The organism is Actinomycetota bacterium, from assembly GCA_028698215.1.
Lineage (GTDB): Bacteria > Actinomycetota > Humimicrobiia > Humimicrobiales > Humimicrobiaceae > Halolacustris.
The window spans coordinates 69,446-90,160 of record JAQVDY010000001.1; the positions used below are offsets into that span (position 1 = coordinate 69,446).

The following is a 20,715-nucleotide window of genomic DNA, read 5'->3' on the forward strand; positions in this document are numbered from 1 at the left end:
CATGGAAGTTATAAAAGGGATAATCGCTTGCCGGGGATGCGTCATAGGCAAAACCCTGGTAACCGAAACCGTACATAAAAGAGAAAAAACCTTGCTTCAGACCCTGTCTAAAGAATTCTACGACTTGGATATAGAAAATGTAGAAAAAATAGAAGTTTTAAAAAAAGACCTGGACCAAAAAAAACTTAAGCATGGGGATATTCAGGCAGAAATAGACCGTTTCCGCCTAGCCATTAAATCGTCCCGGCAGACCTTGGTGGAAGCTAAGGGCAAGCTAAAAAAGAATATAAGTGAAAAATTTTCTGAAATAATAGATTTTCAGATATTGGCCCTGAAAGATACCAACATATTTGATAAGGTTATCCAGATTATTGGTGACTACCGAATATCTGCATATTTGGCCCTGTCCATAGTATTTAACGAAAGAATTGAGCTGCTTAAAAGAAACAAAAAAGAAAAATTTAAAAACCGCATTTACGACCTGATAGATCTCTACAACCGGCTGGTGGGCTACCTTAAACCCACTGCCCAGGAAAATACCAGTCTTGCAGGTAAAAAAGGCCAGGCTCCCCTAATATTGATTACCAATAATCTTTTTCCTACAGATTTGGCAGAAATAAACTTTGACCGGATTAAAGGGATTGTGAGCCAAAAGGGGAGCCTGGAGTCACATACCTCTATTTTGGTAAAATCCATTAAAATCCCATACCTGATACAAGCAGAAAGCCAGGTCAACCATATTAAAAATAACCAGACCGCCATACTGGACGGCTATCTGGGTATACTAATATTAGATCCTGATCCTGCTACCCTGCAAAAATACCAGGATTATTGCTTTCCTGCCAGCCACCTGGAAATAGCCAGCCAGAAAATTAAGTCCCGGCTGCCGGTGATGGCCAATATAAATTCTGCCAGGGAAGCCCTGGAAGCCAAAAAAATGGGAGCAGAAGGTATAGGGCTGTTCAGGACCGAGCTGTCTATCCTTAATGGAGACATGGGCCTGACCCTGGAAAAACAATACCAGAACTACAAGACCATTCTATCTGCTTACGGCAAACAGCCTGTTACCTTAAGGATGCTGGACTTGAGCGGGGATAAGCAGGCATTAATAAATCTATTATATAAACAATCTTTTAATAGGGAAGAGATAAAGCCTAAAATAAATGAAATACTGAAGATACAGCTGGAGGCCATGCTTATGGCCAGTGTTTGCGGCAATCTGTCAATATCCCTGCCTATGGTATCTAAACCGGAAGATATTATTAATTTTAAGCAGATACTGGCCGAAGCCCAGCAAAAGCTAATCCAGAAAGGTATCAAATTTAAATCTGATATACCCTTAATAGCCATAATAGAGGCTCCGGCATCCATATTTTCCCTGGACTATATCCTGGCTAATACCCACAGCATCAGCATAGGCACCAATGACTTGTTTTCCCTAAGCTTTGCTGCCAGCAGGTTTAACCAAACCGGCACCAATGAACAAAACTTCTTATATCAGCCCACCCTGAAGATGCTCCGGTTCATTATAGAAGAGGCCAAGAAATATAAAAAACAGGTTACCGTATGCGGGGAAGCTGCCTCGCATCCCTACTATATTCCCTTGCTGATAGGAATGGGGATAAGCGGTTTAAGCGTGGGCTTGAGGAATTATTTTAAAGTGAAGGATATGCTCAAATTGCTGGATATAAAAAAATGCGCCCAACTGGCCAGGGAAACTGCCGCCCTGGAAACCAAGCCGCAGATAGAAAAACTGATAAAATCCTACCTGCCTGAAAGCGGATTTAACCAGACTTGATATTTTCCCTTAACTGTTTTAGGTAAACCGCCATATCCGGTGCATTACATAAAGAAGTGCCCATAACCAATACCGTGGCCCCGGCATAAACCGCCCTGGAAGCTGTGTCCAGGCCAATGCCTCCATCTACCTGTATTTCTATCCGCTTCTTTTTATCCTGCTGGAGCTGGTAATTTTCTACCAAGCCTGACACTTTGGCAATTTTATCCTCCATAGCGGGAATAAACTGCTGTCCCCCAAACCCGGGATTGACTGTCATCACTAAAATCAGGTCCAACTGGTCCATTACATGTTCCAGGCAATAAATGGGAGTAGAGGGATTTAAGGCCACCCCTGCTTTTATGCCGGCCTTATTTATACGGGCCAGGGTATGCTGCAAATGGGGACATACTTCCGCATGAACCGTAATAAGATCGGCCCCGCTCTCTATAAAGGAATCAAGCAGGCAGTCAGGATTATCCACCATCAGGTGTACATCAAAAAACAAGCTGCATTTTTCCTTTAGGCTTCTTATCACATAAGGGCCAATAGAAAGATTGGGTACAAAGTGGCCGTCCATAACATCCAAATGGAGCATGTCGACTCCGGCCTGCTGAGCCTGGTTTAAAGATTTAGACAGGTTAAAAAAATCACAGTTAAGTATGGAAAAGGAAATTTTTAGATTATCCATGGAGTCCTTTCAGTCCCTTAACAGGTCAATTAGTTTTTGTTTAGTCTCATCCAGCTCGTTTCCGGTTATAAAAGGTATCCCGCTAACCTGGGGCTTGGAAATCTTGGGGGGCAGCTGGGTAGTAGATATAACTATATCTACATCCTGATAAAGGTTTTCAATATCAGCAGCCTTGCATTCAATTATTTCTGCGTCTTGCCTTATTTCATCCAGTATATTCCTAACTTCCTGGGCAATAAAAGAACTGGCTACTACCCCTGTTCCACATGAAACTAAAATCCTTCTTACCTTATATGGCAATTATTAACTCCAGTTTAAATGTTACTGGCTACATTTTAATGTATTGTTTAAAAATTCAAAAGCAAAATCGGATTAAATTTGTAAAAACATTAAATTCTGATATAATTTTCCCGTAATCAGGTTAGATTGACAATATATTTTAATAAATTTTCAAGGATAGGTGTAATTCCTTACCGGCAGTATAGTCTGCAACCCTTTAAAAAGGCTGACTTAGTGAAATTCTAAGACCGACAGTTAAAGTCTGGATGAGAGAAAGTTTATGACTTAATTTAAGCCACAGATTTTCTCTGTGGCCTTTTTTATTATGGAAACAAATAATTTTACATTACAAGACAAAAAATATATGGAGCTGGCCTTGCGCCTGGCGGAAAAAGGCCGGGGTAAAACCAGGCCTAATCCTATGGTGGGAGCAGTAATAGTAAAGAATAATGAACTTATATCTACCGGTTACCACCGGAAGGCAGGGTTACCCCATGCAGAAGTAGAAGCAGTGTCCGCCGCCAGGCAGCCCCTGGCCGGGTCCACCATGTATGTAACTTTGGAGCCCTGTAATATTTACGGCAAAACGCCTCCCTGCACCGACCTTTTAATTAGGGAAGGATTTTTCGAGGTGGTAATTGCCTCCCCTGATCCTAATCCCAGGGTAAACAATAAAGGCATAGAAAAACTAAGGGCAGCCGGAATAAAGGTAAAGGTGGGATTGTTGGAACGTCAAGCAGCCAGGCAGAATGAAGAATTTTTTAAAAATATGAAAACCGGCCTTCCCTGGGTTACCCTTAAGGCAGCAGCCAGCCTGGACGGCAGGATAGCTGCTGCATCCGGGGATTCAAAATGGATAACCTCGGAAAAATCCCGGCTTCAAGTCCAAAAGTTAAGGAGGGAGGCAGGCTGTGTGCTTACCGGAATAGGAACCGTGGCTGCCGATGACCCTTATCTTTTCCCCAGAAGTTCTTTGGATAAACCAATACCGGCAGGCGGACTTGACCATTTCAAGCGGGTGATACTAGACCCTGAATTAAAATTGAAGCTGGATTCTAATCTGGTTAAAACCGCATCAGCGGTAAATACCATAGTAATTACTGCTGTCGGGGCCACTCCTAAAACAAGGCAGCTGGGCCAAAGGGGAATAGAAATAGCAGTGATGAAAACCCGCCAGGGAAAGTTTGACATACCAGGGGTATTAGCCCTGCTTTATAAGCAATATGGTATAACCTCCCTGCTGGTAGAAGCAGGAACAGGAATTGCCACCTCTTTTTTAAGGCAAGGCCAGATTGACAAGTACCTTATTTTCCTGGCCCCTTTGTTTCTAGGGGGAGGACATAAGTTTAGTTTATTTGGTGATCTGGGAATAGAAACAGTGGCCCAGGGACCGCAGCTAAAATTTAGCAGTATTAGAAAAATCGATAGAGATATATTAATAACCGCCTACCCTATAAAAGATGTTTACCGGAATAATTAAACAAACAGGAACCATAAGCAAGATAACCGGGCAGCCTTCAGGATCCAGGATCAATGTCTTTTGTCCTGAGCTGGTTTCCAGTCTGGCCATTGGCGACTCAGTAGCAGTAAACGGCTGCTGCCTTACTGTTGAGAGCAAAGACAGGCAAGGCTTTGAGGCCTATATCTCCTACCAGACCCTTAAAAACACTACCCTGGGAAAATTAAGGACAAATGATATGGTAAACCTGGAAGAAGCCCTGCAGGCATCAGACCGCCTAGGGGGGCATATGGTCACCGGACATATAGATGCGGTATCCAGGATATTATCATTGGAGCCGGTAGAGCAGGCTTACCGGATAAAAATTGAACTTAACCGCAGTCTTGACCCCTTTATTGCCCCCAGGGGGTCGGTAGCGGTAGACGGAATAAGCCTTACCGTTTCAGAGAAAAAAGAGAGCTGGTTTGCAGCAGCAATTGTACCCCATACTTTCCATAATACCAATCTCAATACCAGGCAGGCTTCAGCAGAAGTAAATATTGAAGTAGACCTTATAGCCAGGTATGTGGCTAACTTTTTAGGCAGCCGTAATATTAATTCAGACCAATTACTGGAGGAGAAGTTAAAGAAATATGGATTCATGTAATCAAAAACAAGATTTTTCAAAAATTGAACAGGCCATCCCTGATATAAAGAAGGGCAAAGTACTGATTATAGTGGATGACTGCTCGGAAAAAAACGAAGGAGTATTTTTCGTAGCAGCAGAAAAAGCCAGCCCTAAATCTATTAACTTTATGATGACCCATGGCAAAAGCCTTATCTGCCTGGCCACTCCAGCAGAAAGGCTGAAACAGCTAAACATACCCATGATGGTAAGTGACTCCCCCGGCACTGCAATGGCTGCTTTTGCCGTATCCATTGATCTTAAGCACAAGCAGGGTAGCGGGGTATCAGCTGCAGACAGGGCTGCCACCATTAAGGCTTTTACTGAAGCCGGTGCCCGTTCACAGGACTTTGTTATGCCCGGCCATATATTTCCCCTCAGGGCCCAGCCGGGAGGAGTCCTGGCCAGGGCAGGCCATACTGAATCTGCGGTGGACCTTAGCCGGTTAAGCGGACTTTATCCTGCCGGAGTTATCTGCGAAGTTATAAACCAGGAGGGGGAAGTAGCCCTGCTTTTAGACCTGGTGGCTATTGCCCGGGAATTCGGCCTTAAAATAGTTACTATTGAAGAACTGATTAGATACAGGAAAAGAAAAGAAAAACTGGTTGAAAAGGTTTCAGAAATAATACTGCCCACCAAATGGGGGGACTTTAAGGCCCTTACCTACAAATCAACCCTGGACAATGAAACCCATATTGCCCTGGTAAAAGGGGAGGTAAGGGGAAAACCTAATGTACTGGTAAGGGTACATTCCCAGTGCCTGACCGGGGATACATTCGGATCCAAGCGTTGCGACTGCGGCCAGCAGCTGGACAGCGCTTTTAACCAGATTAACCAGAAAGGGGAAGGGGTGCTGCTATATATGGCCCAGGAAGGCAGGGGCATAGGACTATGCAATAAGATGAAAGCATACGAGCTTCAGGATAAGGGTTTGGATACCGTGGAGGCTAATTTGCAGCTGGGATTTGATGCAGACTTAAGAGACTACGGTTTAGGGGCCCAGATTTTGGCTGATTTAGGTTTATCCACCCTGCATCTTATGACCAATAATCCCAGAAAAGTGGTGGGATTGGAAGGTTACGGCTTGAAAATTACCAAAAGAATCCCCATACAGATAACTCCCAACCTCAATAACCAGCGCTACCTTGCTACCAAAAAAACAAAGTTAAACCATTTATTAGACTAGAGAAAGGCTGTTAGATATGAAAAAAATAGAAGGAAACCTGGATGCAGGAAAATTAAAAGTGGCTATTATTGCCAGCCGTTTTAATGAATTTATAACTTCAAAGCTTCTGGATGGGGCTGTTGACTGCCTGATCCGCCATAACTGTCCTGATGGCAATATTGATCTAATATGGGTACCGGGGGCCTTTGAGATGCCTTCAGCTGCTAAACTGGTAGCCGCTTCCGGCAAATACCAGGCTGTCATATGCCTGGGTGCCGTAATAAAGGGAGGCACTTCCCATAACCAGTATATTGCTAATGAGACAGTTAAAGGAATTGCCAAAATAAGCCTTGATTATGATTTGCCCATAGCTTTTGGGGTAATAACCCCTGATACCCTGGAACAAGCTATTGAAAGGGCTGGCACCAGAATGGGTAATAAAGGTTGGGAAGCTGCTCTCAGCGCCATTGAAATGGCCAATTTGATGCCTAAATTGAAATGATGCTTAAAAGATAGAAGCGCTTAATGGCAATCAAGCGCTTCTATCTTAATGTTATGTTTAAATACCGGCGGTTTTAACCAGCTACCAGTTTTTCAGCCAGATCTACTGCACTGGAGGCATCAGGCGCATAACCGGCAGCACCGATGGAATCTGCATATTCCTGGGTAAGAGGCGCTCCCCCTACCATTACTTTTACCCCTTTAGTATCGTCATCAGCAGAAAGGGCCTGGATAATATCTTTCATTACCGGCATAGTAGTAGTTAAGAGAGCAGAAAGCCCTACTACCTTTACTCCATTTTTCTTAACTTCTTCTACAAACTTTTCCGGTGCAACATCCACACCAGCATCTATTACCGTAAAGCCTCCTCCTTCCAGCATCATTCCTACCAGGTTTTTTCCAATATCATGGAGGTCTCCCTGTACAGTACCAATCAGTACCGATCCTCTGGAGGGGGCGCCCGATTCGGTTAATAGAGGCTTAATTATATCCATGGCAGCATGCATGGCTCTGGCAGCAATCAATACTTCAGGTATATACATCTCATTAGCCTTAAATCTCTTGCCTACTACATTCATTCCCGGAACCAAACCTTCGTTTAGAATATCAGTAGCTTCCACACCATTTTCTACTAGTTTTTGGGTAAGCTCTTTGCTCTTGACATTGTCGCCTGCGATGATTGCGTCGGCCAAGTCTTGATACTGTGCCATATCTATGCTCCTTTACTCGGATTATTTTTACTCGTGCAGGGCACGAGGTTGATATATATAATAACAAAATATTGAAAAAAAAAAAATTAATGTGTTTAGCTGTCTTGACTTGATTATAATTAATAAGTAGTATATAAGCACTTAGAAAAAATACCAAGACTATATGCCAATAAGCTCAAAAGAAAGTTTGAACAACTTACATAAGTCAGTTACCAATTGTAAGAAATGCAGCGAGCTTGTTAAAAGTAGAAAACAACCCGTTCCCGGCATCGGCGCCCCCAATGCCAAGATAATAATTATAGGTAATTATCCTACTGCCCAAGGCGCAGAAAAATCAGGAAGGCCCTACAGCGGTGACAGCTCGGGAGAATTTATTAGAAGGATCCTAAATGAAGTGGAACTATCCCTGGAAGAGGATACCTATCTTACCTACCTGGTTAAATGCGTACCCCGGGATGGAGACATCCTGAACCTTAAACCGGAATATATAAATAATTGTATCCATTATTTTAATGAGGAAATATCCATCACCACCCCCCATATCATCGTGTCTTTGGGGCTTAAGGTATCTAATATAATTCTGAAGCATTTCTTTTCGGTAGAGACGGAATATGAAGACATAAACCAGATACATATGAGGGTATTTGAAAATCCCTCTTTTAAGCTGGTCCCTTTTTACAGCCCCCATGATGTGATGGTAAAAAAGAGGGTAAGTGAAGAGAAGTATACTGAGGATTTCCGTTCCCTGGCCAAGGTACTAAAAATAGTTTAATTTTCTACCAGGTATACCTTTATTTTTCTTCTTCCGAACCGGTAACATTCTTCCAAAGATTCAAAACCTAAATCTATCCTGTCACCTTTAACCCAGCCTCCTGTATCTGCTGCCAGGGCTTCTCCATATCCTGGTATATACAGCCTGGTGCCTAAAGGTATCACTTTGGGATCTACAGCCACTATGCCATGTTTTACCCTTAGCCCGATAGCGGTTATTCCATTTCCATTGGGCCCTCCGCCTCCAGAATAATAAGCGGTAGCTACCATATCCCATTCTCCTACCAGGTTTAAACCGGGTGGCTGGACCTGGGCTATCCTTCTTTTAATCTCGGAAAGCAAGGTAGCCACTTCAGACCTTTCCCCCTTTACTTGTTCCAGAAGAGCCTGGTTATGGGCAATGCTTTGCTCCAGCTGCTGCTGTTCTTCTAAAACCCTTTGCCTGGTTTGTTCTACCTCTATCTTTTTTTCCTCGGACTTCCTTGATACCCGGTCAAACTCTTCCCTTTCATAACGGTATTCCTGAATCAGTTCTGCATCCCTTTCCATAATATTTTTAAATAAATATAGGTTATTTATAACTTCGTTTAAGCTCTTGGCCGATAAAATAAATTTGGTTACATCATCATTGCCGTACTTATAGGTATACACCATTCTTTCCATCAGCAGTTCCTGCCTGAGCTTTAGGCTTTCCTTGAGCTCTTTTCTTTTCTGATAAAGGTCCTCCAGCTGTATCTCAAAATTTTCCAAATCCTGGTTTAAGGCCTGAAGCTGCTCCTGGTTTACCTGAACCTGTGTTTCAGAAGCTACTATCTGTTCCAGCAGGGCTTCCTCCTCTGAGCTTAGCTGGGACATCCTTTCCCCCAGCTCATTTAAAGTAATGGCTTCCAAATCAGATGGCAGGCATAAGGGGATGGCCCCCGCAATAACTGCAGTTAGGGCCAGCAACGCAGCCGTTTTAATTTTTAGTATATAATGCTTATGCATATGTACTATTTTAATATAGTTGTACCTATTTTTACAAAATTAAGATATAAAAAGCAAACATTGCAAATGCAGGGCAAAAAAATTATCATTAAAGACTGCCATGAAAATTTTACTGGTAAGCGACAAAGTAATTGATTTCCTGTATAGTCCGGTCATTGCTGACAAGATGTCAGACATAGATTTGATAATTTCCTGCGGTGATTTGCCTACCTCTTATTTGGAATATATGGTTACCGTATTAAATAAGCCTCTCTATTATGTATTTGGAAATCACCATAAAGAAAAAATATGGTCTGAAAACGGCCTTAAGAGCAATATGCCCCAGGGATGTATTAACCTGGATAACAAAATAATTGATTTTAAGGGGCTGCTCCTGGGAGGGTTGGAAGGTTCTTACCGGTACAGCGGAGGAAAGCATCAGTATTCCGAAAGGGAAATGTGCCTTAAGACCTGCCGTTTAAAACCCAGGATGTATATAAATAAATTATTAAAACACCGGTACCTGGATATTCTGGTGACCCATGCCCCTCCTCTAGGAATACATGACGGAAAGGATCTTTGCCACCGGGGCTTTAAATGCTTTAATGATTTTATTCAGAAATACAAGCCGAAGTATTTAATCCATGGGCATGTACACCTTTACGGAGTAGACAACTACTGGATGACCGAGGTAAACAACACCACAGTGATAAATGCTTACGGGTACAGGGTAATTGAGGTTTAAGCATGCAATTGTATTCGGATAGTGGTTCCACTGAAGCTTTCGATAAGGCCAGGTTTCTATCCCTGCTGGGAGACCTAAAATCTCTGTTTACCAGGGAAGAAAACCGCCTGCTTTCTTTTGACAGTTTCAGCCGGAAACTCAATTTAAAAAACCAGAGGTACCTGGGTATTAAAGCAGTCCCTACCCGGGCTATTGTAGGCAGTGTAGACCGTTACCTGGATTTTGACCGCCGTTTTTTACCCCGGAAGGCCCATTTGGAAACCAGGTGGAGCAACATCTATAAGGCTTATTCACGGTTTGAGAATTTACCTTTGGTAAAGCTATATAAGGTGGGCGAACTTTATTTTGTAGTAGATGGAAACCACCGGGTAAGCGTAGCCAAAAATATAGGAACCGAATTTATAGATGCAGAAGTAATAGAATTTTTAACCAAGTTTCCAGTTACCCGGCAGATGGATCCCAAAGACCTGTTTATTCTCACTGAAAGAGAGAACTTTCTACAGTTAACCGGCCTTGTTGAGAGCAGGCCCCAGATAAAAATAAGGTTAACCATACCTGGAAAATATGAGGTTCTTTTAGACCAGATTGGCCAGTTCAGGGAAGCTTTTAATCTTAAACAGAACAGCAAACTGGATTTTAAGCAGGCTGCTGCCCTGTGGTATGACCAAGTCTATGAGCCGGCATTGGAAAAAATTGAAGAATCCCATATTGTAGACCGGTTTGGCCAAAGGACTAAATCAGATCTTTTGGTATGGATATATGAGCACCAGCAGCATCTTAGAAAAAAGTATGGCCAGGATATACAATGGTCTCAGGCCATGGATCACCTTTCAGGCAAATATGGTAATAACTTATGGGGAAAAGCCCGGGCTTTCTGGATTAAGCTTTTCAGTAAGCGTCCCGCTGGGGATAACGGTAATGGCCAGTAATAATTTCTTTGCCCAGTATGTCCTGCTCACAGGTATATCCAGGCTCAACATAATTATAGATAACCTTGGGCACCCCGCTGCGGGTGGTGCTGTCTGATATAATCCCGGCATTATCAGTATAACCATCCTTGTCCATGTCAAAAAATACCACATCCCCGGGAAGCCACTGGCTCAAGTTTTGGTCCTGGGCTGGGTCAAACAGGGTAGTTAAAACCTGGGCATTCCGCCTGAAAAATACTTCCAGATTCTGGATACGCCTGTAATCTATGTCAGGGTCGCTGTAGCTTTGGTTCCATATGGCCTTTAATGGATACTGGTCAAAATTTTCACTTATATCCTTATAAACAAGCTCCCTTAAGTCAAACCCGGCTTCCCAAAAAGCCCTGGCAATAATATCAGTAGGCAGCGCTAAGTCCGGGGGAGGATCCCCGCCCTGGTAATAATTGGCCTCATCGGGAAACAGCATTATATTTTTGGCCTTATTTTCCAACTGTTTTTGGGCACCGAGCAGTATATCCTTTTGGTCGTTTATACCATCCCCGTCAGCGTCACTTTCAATACCGGTATTTTCCATATCAAAAACACGGTACCGGGGCAATATATCTGTTACAGCAGTAGGCGGTTCATATTCAGCCTTAAAGGGGAGCTCCCTAATGCTGAGCACTATTCCCAGCACAATTATTAATATCAGTATGATTAGGAGAAAGTGCTTTATATTAAACCTTTTATGTTCCTGATTGGTTTCCATCTTTACACAGGCGGTTTTAGAAACCCGGGATTATTAATACTGATTGAAGTTGCCGGGATTAGCCCTGCCAGTTCCAGCAGGCCCCAAATACCCATAGCCAATATCATCAGGGTAAACAGGGTTATATACACATAATAAGCATGGTGATAATAAACATTATTCCGGATACTGCCTTGCTTTTTCCTAAACATGAATACCAGCAGCCTAACCGTATTGGCCGCTATAAGCAGGAAAGCAGCAGCAGTTGCTGCCAATGCTATGATACTGTATAAGGGCAACTGCCCTATATGGCCGCCGGCGATAGAATTAACTAGAGGGCCTACCATATGATGGCGCAGCAGGTATCCAAAAGTTCCTGCCATACCCAGCCAGCCCAGCATAATTATTACCAGGTTTACCCCCAGGTAGGTATTCCTGCTAATAAAGCCGGTTAGGCTGTCCAAGGTATCAGGAAGCCGGAAAAATATGGCCCATACCGGTATCAGGCATAAAACCAAATTTAAAATATTGGCCAGTATCAGCCATTCCAGCCTCCCTTGATCTATCAACCCTGCAGATAAAAGGGAAAAACCCAGCAGGGACAAGCCCATAAAGGATAAAAATAAAAATCCCAGTATTCTTTTAATGCTCTTGGTAGACAGGGCACCTATAGCCGGGCCCAGGGTACACAATGCCCCCAGAGCCAGTATAACTGTGGGCAAAACAGTATTTTGGGATAGGTAATAATAAATAACCTCCCTAAATTTTAGCAGGATTATAAAGCCTGCCGGCAGATAATAGAACCAAATGAAAGCAGAGGCCATGCTGCTGGTCCTCTTCACCAGTTTTAGGTACTGCCCGTGCAGGGGATAAAATGACATAAATATCAGCAGTGAACCCATTATTAATATAAAGCTTATGGCATAAAAGGGGCTAAATGCTGAACCTGATTCCAGGATCTGCTGTAAATTCTTAAAATCGGTTACTGAATAAAGATAAGAAAATCCAACCAGCATCAGCAGCAGCGAAAACAAGGAACTTAAAAAGAACCTGATTATATAGGGGCTTTCCGATTTTCCTCCTGCTCCTGAGACCAGCTGGAAATTGCCTAATACAAACAGGGACCAGGCCACCAATATGGCCAAGAAGTTTCTAGATAAGATTAAAAACAGCAGGGAGGCCAGGCTGAATAAAAAGATGATAATCATCTTGGTAAAGTTATCCTGTTTATAGTGGTCTAGGGATAAAAATATAAGCAGGTTTAAAGAAATAAATAAAACCAACATTATCTCAGACAGGTGTATAGCTCCAAAAGCAACCACCATGCTGGTAAACACACCCCGCTGGATAAAACTATATATTACCAGAAAACCAGATGCCAATATGCCTGCTAATGATATACCTATGGATAGCTTTTTAGCCCAGGGCCTGGCAGAAAGGCCAAAAAAAATGTTGATAATTATAGCTATGCCTATAACCGCTACCGCGTAAGTGGAATTAAAATTAGTCTTTAAATATTCCCATACTGCCATCAGCTCTTATCCTCTCCCCACCATGCACTAAAGCCCCATTCCCAAAAATTTAATTGCTGCCATACTTCTGCTTTATCCCTCTCCCACAGGGTATAAGCATAAAACAGAATCATAAACAGCAGCATATATACCGGAATTAGCCCCAGCATCAAGAAGGTCTTGTCCCATAATGAACCCTGGTATAAAAAATAGGAGAAAACCAAAAAATTTATCACTGCAGAAAAAATAATTATCTGCAGGCTCCATAGTATCCTTACCAGGCCTTTAAAATAGGTAAGGGCAAACAATCCCCATAAAAACAAGAAAAAACTTGCATACACCAGTATTATTAGATTCAAACTTATGGCCTCCGTTTATCCAGCATTAATATAAACCACACCAGGGTGACAAAAATAGCCCCCATAAACATCACTATCAAGATGTAATAATTGGTAAAATACTCCCTGGCAATATCAATAAAATTCATGATGGTAATATTTTCCACCGGCTCCCAGCCTGCCACCACTGGTGCTGAACTGTTATAGAACCAGTAGCCCAGGCCTATTACTGCTATTGCTGCCCCTCCCAATTCCCAGGGCCTTAATCCTGCAGGCAAGTCCTTTGGTATTTGATGATAAAAATAATAAGTCATAATATATACAGGCAGCAGAAGCACTGCCAGCATCAACACAAATACCCCCGAAAAAAGCAGCAGGGAAAAAGCAGATACCAGTAGTATTAAAAAGAAACTTATAATTAGCCTGGTCCTGCCGTCTTCTAACGAAACTGCCAGCACTGAAATAACGGCTATAGCCATAATAAGTGCCAGCTGCAGGTTGTTAATTATTAATTGAGTCATTTTATTTAGACCAAAAATCCCTGATTACAAAATCTGCCTGCTTCACCAAATCCAGTTTCTCTACTACCAGCTGCTCCCTTTCGTATTCAGCAAGCTGATAACGGTAAGACATCTCCAGGGAATTCCTGCCGCAGACTTCTACGCAGTTTCCGCAAAAAATGCACCGTCCTGAATCCAGGTAGAATTCTTCCAGCACCAAATTTCCCCGTTCATCCCTTTCCCTTTTTATGCTTATGCATTTTTGGGGACAGGCTTGTTCACATTGGCCGCAGGCTTCGCACACTATCTCCAGGCTATCCGGATCCAGCCTAAGGTGAAGCATCCCCTTGCTGCCTTCCGGTATAATTATTTTTTCCCTGGGGTAATTTACCGTTACCGGCCTGGAAAATACATTTCCAAAATTTTTAAAGAAATTTTTAATAATCTTTATCATATCCAACCATATATATTCCTGATTATTAGAAAAGCCAAGGTCAACCCAAAATTGAACAGGGATACCGGAACCAAAAATTTCCAATTAATATCTACTATATATTTATAGCTGTCAATCTCAGGCATGGCTTTATCCACCAACATAATAATTCCCAGCATAATATAAAATTTAACTATTAAGAACAGGTTGCCGTCAATTAGGTGCAAATCAAGCCAACCGCCCAGAAAAAAGATATTCATCAAAACTATAATACAGAATACTATCATATATTTGGAAAACCTGTGTATGGCCAGGGGAAGGCCGGATCCTTCCACTTCAATACTCCTACTGGAAAGGGCTGAGCCCTTTCTGGTAAGCCCCAGCACTTTTAGCAGCAGTACCGCCGCTATTAATACCACCAAGAACCCCAGGGGCTGCTGAACAATATTCCAGTAGTCATATTGCTGGTTTACCAGTTCCTTTAAATCCATAGTCTGGTTAACCATAATTACTGAAAGAAAGCTGACTGCTGCTGGAATAAGCAGGGAAGCTGCCATTGCCGCTTGACGGAAAATATTTTCTGAAATCCGGCTGTGCCTGGAATTAGCAGCCAGTACCTGTACTGCCAGCATTGCCCATAAAAAGAACAGGGCTATCAAAAACCCCGAATCTATATCCAGAATGAAAATATGGGAGGTCAATGGTACAAAGGACCACAAAAGAAGTGATAACAGAAAAAGTATGATATCCCAGATCCCAATCCTGCTTTCCTTGGAAAGGTATTTCAGCAGTTTAAAATAAGGGTAGCCAATGCTGCCTGCCTTGGTAAGGGTAAAGCCCCTCCTCGATTCCGCCCTAGCCGGTATTTTGGATATAAGATAAGAGCAGATATAAAGGTTTATACCCAGGGTTAGCAACATATACAATACTCTTTTTAGGGTCAGCCACATACTAACTCCACCTGTTTCTCATAATTTCTCCCCCGCTTATATCCAGGCTGGCCATAATCAGGGGTATGTCTTCTACCAGTTCGCCTACCAGAATTTTTTCCGCCGCTATTAAACTGTTAATAGAAGGACCCATTACGGCCAAGGCATCCAGATTCTGATGGCCAGTTTCCATATAAATATGGAACATTCCGTGAGGACATTCTACACTGGAAAGATAGGACCGGAAAGGAAGACCGGCTATGTTGAACCTGCTGACCACCTTTATTTCCTCTTCGGGGATGTGGTTTATGCCATGATTTATAATTCTTAGTGACTGATAAATTTCCTTAAACCTGACAGTAACTCTTTCCAGTGCATCTCCCTGCCTTCCCAGGGGAGTGGTAAATGATACTCCCTCATACAGCAGGTACCCCGAATCTTTGCGCAAATCCTTCCTTACCCCTGCTGCCCTGAGATTGGGGCCGGTTAATCCATACTGCATAGCCTGTTCCCGGCTTATTATCCCTTTTGATTGCAGACGGTTAAATACCAGTATATTTTCCAGCATGCTTAGTTCTAAAGCCCGGATCTTATGCAGCAGTTCCGGCAGGGCCTTCTTTACCATTAACAGTTTTTCAGGGGTGATATCTTTTCTAACCCCTCCAATACGGATAAAATTGGGAAGCAGCCTGGCACCGGTTATGGTTTCCATTAGCTTTAGTACCTTTTCCCGTTGAATTGCGACCTGACTGCCCATAATATCATAACCAACAGCTTCCAGCACCCGGCCCAGGTATCCCAAATGGCTGCATATCCTGGAAAGCTCACATATAATCATCCTTATGGCTTTTACCCGGTTGCCTACTTTTATTTCCAGTATTTTTTCCAAACCCTGGCACAGGCAGAGCTCAGGAAATATTCCAGCATCATAATCCAAGACGCCTATGCGGGCGATTACCGATAAAAGATTCCGGTCTTCCAGCAACCCTTTCTGGGATATATGGGCAATTGATGAATCTATATAGGCTTTGCTGACCCGGTCTTCGTCCAGTTTTAAATGAATATCAAAACTGTCCATGCCGGCTGCCGGCTGGCTGTACAGGCTAAAGTTTACCTGACTGGCATCCAGGGGTTTGTGCCGCCGGAAAAATGCTGCTTCCGGAAAATGACCGGTTAAAATTTCTATAAAATCAAAATAACAATTACGGTAACCGCTATCACCCAAAGGGCTTTTTATCAACAGGTTAAAATTGTTTTCATAGGAATACAGCACTATCAGGGCATAGGGCTTGTTGCTTTTCCAGAATAATTTGATGTCTTTGAAGCTATCAATAGAAAATTCCGGCTTGTCTTTTAATACGGTAAGGAAATGATTTAGTTCTGCAAAATCAATTTCACATAACAGGTCTTTGCCCATTTTTTGTATGCTCGGGGTCCGGGGAGCCAGGCTGGAGGCCAGCGCTTGCTCCAATCGGTCCAAATACACAAAATGGGGTGAACCAAATTCTTTTTCATATATGCTGTCTATCATTGCTCCTGCCTGTCTAATAACCTTAACAGGGCATAAATAAATGCTTCCGGGCGGGGAGGACATCCCGGTACATAAATATCAATTGGAATTTCATCGGCCCATGAGTGCGGTTGATGCTGGTTACTTTCCAATATATTGCCGTCAATAGCACAGGTGCCCACCAAAGCTACCCATTTAGGGGAAGCCATCCTTTTATAATAATCTAAAATCCTGGCCTGCATTTGGGGATTGATAAAGCCTTGTATCACCAACAGGTCTGCATCTTCCGGATAAGCCACAAAAGTAGCCCCGAATCTCTCCACATCATATAAAGGACCCTTGGCAGCATAAATTTCATGCTTGCAGCAGCCGAAACCGGCTACCAGTATATTCAGGTTTTTCTTTACGGCTGTTTTCATTTTATTTATCACCGCTAAATATTCTGGATTTTACTACATACACTGCCATCATCACCAAAAGGATTATAAATCCCCCCAGCATGTAGACCGGGCCGCCTAGCTGGAGCGCAGCCATGGCCAAGGCAATATTAGTTACCAGCAGTGCTAACAGCAGCAGGCTTAGAAAAATTAGCCCCAAAGCCATGAGGTTCTTATGGAGCAGATGGCTGAATTTAAACCAGGATGAAGTGTCCAGCAGCTTATCTTTAGAACGTTTGGATAATAGCACCAGTACCAATAGAAGCAGCAGGCCTACTCCTAAAAAAATGAAAAATCTTAATAAATTATCTATATAAGAACCTAATGTATCTCTTAGCAATGATTACCTTATAAATTAATTTTGTTGATTTTAAACTTTATCATAATAACCATGGTTCTTCAATCAGAAGCGCCTGGAAGTAGAGTAAAACTTAAATATTGTTATAAGTCATAAATACTTATATAATTTGTAGAAAAGTAATAAAATTGTATGAATGCAAATCAACCCCAAAACAATAATGACACCATAAAGAAAATCGGGATTTTTTGCTGGTCCATTGTAGGGCTCCTGCTTATCATTAGCCTGGTTGCTTATTTAATTTATCTCATAAAATTGGCCATAATTCCCTTGCTCATAGCTATAGCTGTGGCTTATCTGCTGACCCCTCTGGTATTGCTTCTGCAAAGGAAAATGAGAAAAATTTTTGCAGTTATTATCACCTATGTTTTGTTTTTGGGAATAATATTTAACATATTTTTCTTCCTAATACCCCTGGTAGTAGACCAGTTTAAAGTGTTTATGGACAATTTTCCTGCCTACCTGGCCAATTTGACCCAAATAATAAATGATTTTTTAACCGACAGTCCCTTTATACAAAATATTGAAAATTTTTTGGGTACTGAATTCATACCCCGGGATACCACTGCCATTACCCAATATTTCCTAAACCGTTTAGATTTAAGCCAGATAGACCTTTTGCAGCAAGCTACTGCTTTTACCAGAAATATAATCAATTGGGTGGTTAATTTTATCATAGGACCTATTTTAGGTTTCTATGTACTTAAAGATACTAATCGGCTTAGGAGCCTGTTTGTTAAAATTCTTCCGGTCAAATTCAGGCCCCAGGCAGTAGCCATACTGGATAAGATCAACATGGTAGCCGGCCGTTATATAAGGGGACAGATACTTATTTCCTTTATTGTAGGGTTCTTGTGCACCATAGCCCTGTTAATACTAAGAGTGGACTTTGCCATATTGCTGGGAGTAATAGCCGGCATCCTTAATTTGGTACCTTTTTTGGGTCCGGTATTGGGGGCCATACCGGCTGCCCTTACCGCCTTGCTAATATCCCCCTGGAAAGCCCTGCTGGTGGTGATATTATTTATAGTTATCCAGCAGATAGATAACTATTTCATTACCCCCAATATTATGAAATACCAGGTAAGAGTCCATCCAGCCATCATAATTGTATCCCTGATCGCCGGGGGTGCCCTTTTTGGGTTCTGGGGATTGTTGTTGGCAGTGCCTTTTGTAGCTATTGTACAGGAGATTCTCAAATACTATCTGATGGAAAAAAGAAATATAGCCCCTTAATAGGTGCTCTATCTAATTTACACCACTAATAAATGAATTCTTAACATCGGCATATACCTCTTTTAAGGCCCGGCCTGTCCTTTGGGCTAACTGTAAACAAGATTCATACTCGGGTTCTGCGGTGACTATTTTGCCTTCATTATAACCAATTTTTATATGGGCAGTACCATAGCTCAATTTTACTTCCTCTATTTTTCTCTGCAGGACATGCCGCCCTACCGGTATAGAACGTATGCCAAGGGTGGTGGTTTCAGAAAATATGGTGGATACCAGCTGTGGTTCCAAGCCGGCAGGAACCAATAGGCATAATTTATAGGCCGGCCTTGCTTTCTTCATAAAGATATTTTCTATCCATACATCCAAAGCGCCTTTCTCCCCTAGCTTATGGCATACATAAGCTATAATTTCAGGGCTCATATCGTCAATATTGGCAGATAGCAGTTTAACCTGGCCGCTGTCCTGACTGGTTTCTTGCTTAAGTTTTATCAGCCTCAGTACATTAGGTATATGGCCCTGCTGCCTGCTTCCGGCACCCATTCCTACCGCTTCTATGACAGCAGGGGGAAGGGAGCCGTATTGCTGTACATAATGCTTCAGGATTGTGGCTCCAGTGGGGGTGGTTACCTCAAAATCAAAGGGGCCCCCATATACCGGCGCCCCTTTTAGGATTTCTGTCACCGCAGGAGCGGGAACCGGGATAAGCCCATGGTCGCATTTAACCAGGCCTGAACCTAAGGGGATATGGGAACTTGATACCTGCCCTATTTTCAGCTTATTCATAGCCGCTGCCGCAGCTACTATATCTATTATGGAATCTACTGCCCCTACTTCATGGAAATGTACTTCTTCCGGACTGCAGCCGTGTATCTTTGCCTCTGCTTCCGCCAGTATCTTAAACATGCCCAGGCTGTCTTTTTTAACCTGGGGATTAAGCCGGGCCGATTTTAGCATATCTTTTATCTGTTGATAATTTCTGCTCTCTTGACTGGATACCTTTACTTCAAACTTTTTGGCGGCCAGTGATTGGGGCCTGGTATCTTTGAGGGAAATCTCATATCCGGACAGGGGTAATTTAGACAGCTCTTCTCTTACTGCTTCCAGCTCCAGGCCTAAATCGAGTAAGGCTGCTACCATCATATCCCCGCTGATTCCTGCAAAACAATCAATATGTAAAAGGCTGCCCATAAAATTCTCCCTGTTTCAACTTAATAATAGGTCGGCGCTAAAATATAATTTAAATTAGCCAGCGTTGCTGTTAACATGATAATACATTATGCAGCAGAAAATTGAAAAATTAAAAAAACATATTAAAAGCCTTAAATCAGCGGTAATTGCTTTTTCGGGAGGAGTGGACAGCAGCCTTTTAGCCCAGGCTGCCTATGAAGTGCTGGGAAAAAAGGCGGTAGCCGCAACTGCCGTATCGGACCTGGTAAGCCGGCAGGAGATTAAAAGATCAAGGGAAGTAGCAGATGCCATAGGCATCAAACATCATCTTCTGCCTTTAAATTTATTGGCTGACCCCCGTATAAGCAGTAATTCGGTTCGCCGTTGCTACTGGTGCAAAAGAGAAATTTTTAAAGCCATGATAAAGCTGCAGCAGCAGCTGGGGCTGGAAGCGGTACTGGAAGGAAGTATAGCAGAAGACCTAAATTGCTACCGGCCCGGTATACAGGCCTTAAGGGAATTGAAAATATTAAGCCCCCTGGCGGACCTGGGTTTTAATAAAGCTGAAGTTAGGCAATGCGCCCGGCTTTGGGGCCTGCCCAATTATGGCTTGGCCTCATCAGCCTGCCTGGCCACCCGCCTTCCCTATGGGCATAAGCTGGAAAAGGGGATCCTTAAGCGTATCGGTGCTGCAGAATCCTATCTTAAAACCCTGGGCTTTGACCCGGTAAGGGTAAGGTACCATGCTCCAATGGCCAGAATTGAGCTTAACCCCGAGCAGCTGCCTTTGGTATTTACCCGGGGCCTGGAGGAGCCTATATACAGCCGCCTAAAGAGCCTGGGCTTTGATTATATTACTTTAGACCTTAAGGGTTTCCGGTCAGGCAGCATGGATAAAGATGTTTAGATATCGCC

The 20,715-nt window shown here is 42.8% G+C and carries 24 protein-coding genes and 1 riboswitch; of the genes, 10 read left to right on the forward strand and 14 right to left on the reverse strand.

Features of this window, described 5'->3' with window-relative positions:
• The first annotated feature begins 1 nt into the window (after nucleotide 1).
• Complete coding sequence (locus tag PHN32_00490; protein ID MDD3776071.1) at nucleotides 2-1,798, forward strand: PEP-utilizing enzyme; 1,797 nt, start codon at nucleotides 2-4, stop codon at nucleotides 1,796-1,798.
• Here the strand turns inward: PHN32_00490 and rpe are convergent.
• Together rpe and PHN32_00500 are read right to left on the reverse strand one after the other, a co-directional pair.
• A complete protein-coding gene (gene rpe, locus PHN32_00495; protein MDD3776072.1) occupies nucleotides 1,785-2,468 on the reverse strand; it encodes a ribulose-phosphate 3-epimerase in 684 nt (227 codons plus the stop codon). The two genes, PHN32_00490 and rpe, sit on opposite strands and share 14 nt — an antisense overlap.
• A 9-nt stretch (nucleotides 2,469-2,477) precedes the next feature.
• The gene (locus PHN32_00500) at nucleotides 2,478-2,768 is read right to left on the reverse strand and encodes a PTS sugar transporter subunit IIB (GenBank protein ID MDD3776073.1); all 291 of its coding nucleotides are present in this window, start codon (nucleotides 2,766-2,768) and stop codon (nucleotides 2,478-2,480) included.
• 142 nt (nucleotides 2,769-2,910) lie between these two features.
• A riboswitch (FMN riboswitch) is annotated at nucleotides 2,911-3,029 on the forward strand.
• 43 nt (nucleotides 3,030-3,072) lie between these two features.
• Between PHN32_00500 and ribD the strand changes: the two genes are divergently transcribed.
• From ribD to ribE, 4 genes are read left to right on the forward strand one after another with little or no spacing between them, the layout of a single operon-like run.
• A complete protein-coding gene (ribD, locus tag PHN32_00505; GenBank protein MDD3776074.1) occupies nucleotides 3,073-4,227 on the forward strand; it encodes a bifunctional diaminohydroxyphosphoribosylaminopyrimidine deaminase/5-amino-6-(5-phosphoribosylamino)uracil reductase RibD in 1,155 nt (384 codons plus the stop codon).
• Entirely contained in the window at nucleotides 4,208-4,852 is a 645-nt protein-coding gene (locus PHN32_00510; GenBank protein MDD3776075.1) for a riboflavin synthase, read from the forward strand. The genes ribD and PHN32_00510 overlap by 20 nt, the downstream gene beginning before the upstream one ends.
• Nucleotides 4,839-6,056, forward strand: coding sequence for a GTP cyclohydrolase II (gene ribA / locus PHN32_00515; protein MDD3776076.1), 1,218 nt, complete (start codon nucleotides 4,839-4,841; stop codon nucleotides 6,054-6,056). The genes PHN32_00510 and ribA overlap by 14 nt, the downstream gene beginning before the upstream one ends.
• A 16-nt stretch (nucleotides 6,057-6,072) precedes the next feature.
• Nucleotides 6,073-6,537, forward strand: a complete 465-nt coding sequence (gene ribE / locus PHN32_00520; protein MDD3776077.1) for a 6,7-dimethyl-8-ribityllumazine synthase — start codon at nucleotides 6,073-6,075, stop codon at nucleotides 6,535-6,537.
• A gap of 73 nt (nucleotides 6,538-6,610) precedes the next feature.
• Here the strand turns inward: ribE and PHN32_00525 are convergent, their stop codons facing one another.
• Entirely contained in the window at nucleotides 6,611-7,246 is a 636-nt protein-coding gene (locus tag PHN32_00525) for a corrinoid protein (protein MDD3776078.1), read from the reverse strand.
• A 187-nt stretch (nucleotides 7,247-7,433) separates the two neighbouring features.
• On the opposite strand from PHN32_00525, the gene PHN32_00530 reads away from it, so the two are divergent.
• The gene (locus PHN32_00530) at nucleotides 7,434-8,018 is read left to right on the forward strand and encodes a uracil-DNA glycosylase (GenBank protein MDD3776079.1); all 585 of its coding nucleotides are present in this window, start codon (nucleotides 7,434-7,436) and stop codon (nucleotides 8,016-8,018) included.
• Here the strand turns inward: PHN32_00530 and PHN32_00535 are convergent.
• Entirely contained in the window at nucleotides 8,015-9,004 is a 990-nt protein-coding gene (locus PHN32_00535) for a 3D domain-containing protein (GenBank protein ID MDD3776080.1), read from the reverse strand. The genes PHN32_00530 and PHN32_00535 overlap by 4 nt on opposite strands.
• A 100-nt stretch (nucleotides 9,005-9,104) precedes the next feature.
• On the opposite strand from PHN32_00535, the gene PHN32_00540 reads away from it, so the two are divergent.
• Together PHN32_00540 and PHN32_00545 are read left to right on the forward strand one after the other, a co-directional pair.
• The gene (locus PHN32_00540) at nucleotides 9,105-9,728 is read left to right on the forward strand and encodes a metallophosphoesterase (protein ID MDD3776081.1); all 624 of its coding nucleotides are present in this window, start codon (nucleotides 9,105-9,107) and stop codon (nucleotides 9,726-9,728) included.
• 2 nt (nucleotides 9,729-9,730) lie between these two features.
• On the forward strand, nucleotides 9,731-10,657 hold the full coding sequence (locus PHN32_00545; protein MDD3776082.1) for a transcriptional regulator: 927 nt from the start codon (nucleotides 9,731-9,733) through the stop codon (nucleotides 10,655-10,657).
• On the opposite strand, the gene PHN32_00550 is transcribed toward PHN32_00545, so the two are convergent.
• The 9 genes from PHN32_00550 to PHN32_00590 are packed head-to-tail and all read right to left on the reverse strand — an operon-like array spanning nucleotide 10,617 to nucleotide 17,382.
• The gene (locus PHN32_00550; GenBank protein ID MDD3776083.1) at nucleotides 10,617-11,405 is read right to left on the reverse strand and encodes a DUF1287 domain-containing protein; all 789 of its coding nucleotides are present in this window, start codon (nucleotides 11,403-11,405) and stop codon (nucleotides 10,617-10,619) included. The two genes, PHN32_00545 and PHN32_00550, sit on opposite strands and share 41 nt — an antisense overlap.
• Before the next feature lie 2 nt (nucleotides 11,406-11,407).
• Nucleotides 11,408-12,916 carry a hypothetical protein gene (locus PHN32_00555; GenBank protein ID MDD3776084.1) on the reverse strand — a complete coding sequence of 503 codons (1,509 nt, stop codon included), beginning with the start codon at nucleotides 12,914-12,916 and terminating at the stop codon, nucleotides 11,408-11,410.
• Nucleotides 12,916-13,254: a hypothetical protein gene (locus PHN32_00560; GenBank protein ID MDD3776085.1), complete on the reverse strand. Its 339-nt coding sequence runs from the start codon at nucleotides 13,252-13,254 to the stop codon at nucleotides 12,916-12,918. The genes PHN32_00555 and PHN32_00560 overlap by 1 nt, the downstream gene beginning before the upstream one ends.
• A 2-nt stretch (nucleotides 13,255-13,256) precedes the next feature.
• Nucleotides 13,257-13,754 carry a hypothetical protein gene (locus PHN32_00565; GenBank protein ID MDD3776086.1) on the reverse strand — a complete coding sequence of 166 codons (498 nt, stop codon included), beginning with the start codon at nucleotides 13,752-13,754 and terminating at the stop codon, nucleotides 13,257-13,259.
• A 1-nt stretch (nucleotide 13,755) separates the two neighbouring features.
• Complete coding sequence (locus tag PHN32_00570; protein ID MDD3776087.1) at nucleotides 13,756-14,187, reverse strand: 4Fe-4S dicluster domain-containing protein; 432 nt, start codon at nucleotides 14,185-14,187, stop codon at nucleotides 13,756-13,758.
• Nucleotides 14,184-15,116, reverse strand: a complete 933-nt coding sequence (locus PHN32_00575; protein ID MDD3776088.1) for an NADH-quinone oxidoreductase subunit H — start codon at nucleotides 15,114-15,116, stop codon at nucleotides 14,184-14,186. The genes PHN32_00570 and PHN32_00575 overlap by 4 nt, the downstream gene beginning before the upstream one ends.
• Nucleotide 15,117: 1 nt before the next feature.
• Nucleotides 15,118-16,626 (reverse strand): hypothetical protein, encoded by a 1,509-nt coding sequence (locus PHN32_00580; protein MDD3776089.1) that lies wholly within the window; start codon nucleotides 16,624-16,626, stop codon nucleotides 15,118-15,120.
• A complete protein-coding gene (nuoB, locus tag PHN32_00585; protein MDD3776090.1) occupies nucleotides 16,623-17,024 on the reverse strand; it encodes an NADH-quinone oxidoreductase subunit NuoB in 402 nt (133 codons plus the stop codon). The genes PHN32_00580 and nuoB overlap by 4 nt, the downstream gene beginning before the upstream one ends.
• A gap of 1 nt (nucleotide 17,025) precedes the next feature.
• Entirely contained in the window at nucleotides 17,026-17,382 is a 357-nt protein-coding gene (locus PHN32_00590) for a hypothetical protein (protein ID MDD3776091.1), read from the reverse strand.
• A gap of 150 nt (nucleotides 17,383-17,532) precedes the next feature.
• On the opposite strand from PHN32_00590, the gene PHN32_00595 reads away from it, so the two are divergent.
• Nucleotides 17,533-18,636 carry an AI-2E family transporter gene (locus tag PHN32_00595; GenBank protein MDD3776092.1) on the forward strand — a complete coding sequence of 368 codons (1,104 nt, stop codon included), beginning with the start codon at nucleotides 17,533-17,535 and terminating at the stop codon, nucleotides 18,634-18,636.
• Between the two features lie 12 nt (nucleotides 18,637-18,648).
• On the opposite strand, the gene larC is transcribed toward PHN32_00595, so the two are convergent.
• Entirely contained in the window at nucleotides 18,649-19,821 is a 1,173-nt protein-coding gene (gene larC / locus PHN32_00600) for a nickel pincer cofactor biosynthesis protein LarC (protein ID MDD3776093.1), read from the reverse strand.
• Between the two features lie 88 nt (nucleotides 19,822-19,909).
• Here larC and larE point away from each other — a divergent pair, with 88 nt between their 5' ends.
• On the forward strand, nucleotides 19,910-20,707 hold the full coding sequence (larE, locus tag PHN32_00605) for an ATP-dependent sacrificial sulfur transferase LarE (protein ID MDD3776094.1): 798 nt from the start codon (nucleotides 19,910-19,912) through the stop codon (nucleotides 20,705-20,707).
• The last annotated feature ends 8 nt before the right edge of the window (nucleotides 20,708-20,715 follow it).

Bases quoted from the DNA above. Each gene is read 5' to 3' on its own strand.
- PHN32_00510 (MDD3776075.1), top strand. From the start codon at position 4,208: ATGTTTACCGGAATAATTAAACAAACAGGAACCATAAGCAAGATAACC.
- PHN32_00545 (MDD3776082.1), top strand. From the start codon at position 9,731: ATGCAATTGTATTCGGATAGTGGTTCCACTGAAGCTTTCGATAAGGCC.
- rpe (MDD3776072.1), bottom strand. From the start codon at position 2,468: ATGGATAATCTAAAAATTTCCTTTTCCATACTTAACTGTGATTTTTTT.
- ribA (MDD3776076.1), top strand. From the start codon at position 4,839: ATGGATTCATGTAATCAAAAACAAGATTTTTCAAAAATTGAACAGGCC.
- larC (MDD3776093.1), bottom strand. From the start codon at position 19,821: ATGGGCAGCCTTTTACATATTGATTGTTTTGCAGGAATCAGCGGGGAT.
- PHN32_00535 (MDD3776080.1), bottom strand. From the start codon at position 9,004: ATGCATAAGCATTATATACTAAAAATTAAAACGGCTGCGTTGCTGGCC.
- PHN32_00570 (MDD3776087.1), bottom strand. From the start codon at position 14,187: ATGATAAAGATTATTAAAAATTTCTTTAAAAATTTTGGAAATGTATTT.
- PHN32_00540 (MDD3776081.1), top strand. From the start codon at position 9,105: ATGAAAATTTTACTGGTAAGCGACAAAGTAATTGATTTCCTGTATAGT.
- ribD (MDD3776074.1), top strand. From the start codon at position 3,073: ATGGAAACAAATAATTTTACATTACAAGACAAAAAATATATGGAGCTG.
- PHN32_00575 (MDD3776088.1), bottom strand. From the start codon at position 15,116: ATGTGGCTGACCCTAAAAAGAGTATTGTATATGTTGCTAACCCTGGGT.
- ribE (MDD3776077.1), top strand. From the start codon at position 6,073: ATGAAAAAAATAGAAGGAAACCTGGATGCAGGAAAATTAAAAGTGGCT.
- larE (MDD3776094.1), top strand. From the start codon at position 19,910: ATGCAGCAGAAAATTGAAAAATTAAAAAAACATATTAAAAGCCTTAAA.
- PHN32_00580 (MDD3776089.1), bottom strand. From the start codon at position 16,626: ATGATAGACAGCATATATGAAAAAGAATTTGGTTCACCCCATTTTGTG.
- PHN32_00595 (MDD3776092.1), top strand. From the start codon at position 17,533: ATGAATGCAAATCAACCCCAAAACAATAATGACACCATAAAGAAAATC.
- PHN32_00525 (MDD3776078.1), bottom strand. From the start codon at position 7,246: ATGGCACAGTATCAAGACTTGGCCGACGCAATCATCGCAGGCGACAAT.
- PHN32_00555 (MDD3776084.1), bottom strand. From the start codon at position 12,916: ATGGCAGTATGGGAATATTTAAAGACTAATTTTAATTCCACTTACGCG.
- nuoB (MDD3776090.1), bottom strand. From the start codon at position 17,024: ATGAAAACAGCCGTAAAGAAAAACCTGAATATACTGGTAGCCGGTTTC.
- PHN32_00565 (MDD3776086.1), bottom strand. From the start codon at position 13,754: ATGACTCAATTAATAATTAACAACCTGCAGCTGGCACTTATTATGGCT.
- PHN32_00550 (MDD3776083.1), bottom strand. From the start codon at position 11,405: ATGGAAACCAATCAGGAACATAAAAGGTTTAATATAAAGCACTTTCTC.
- PHN32_00490 (MDD3776071.1), top strand. From the start codon at position 2: ATGGAAGTTATAAAAGGGATAATCGCTTGCCGGGGATGCGTCATAGGC.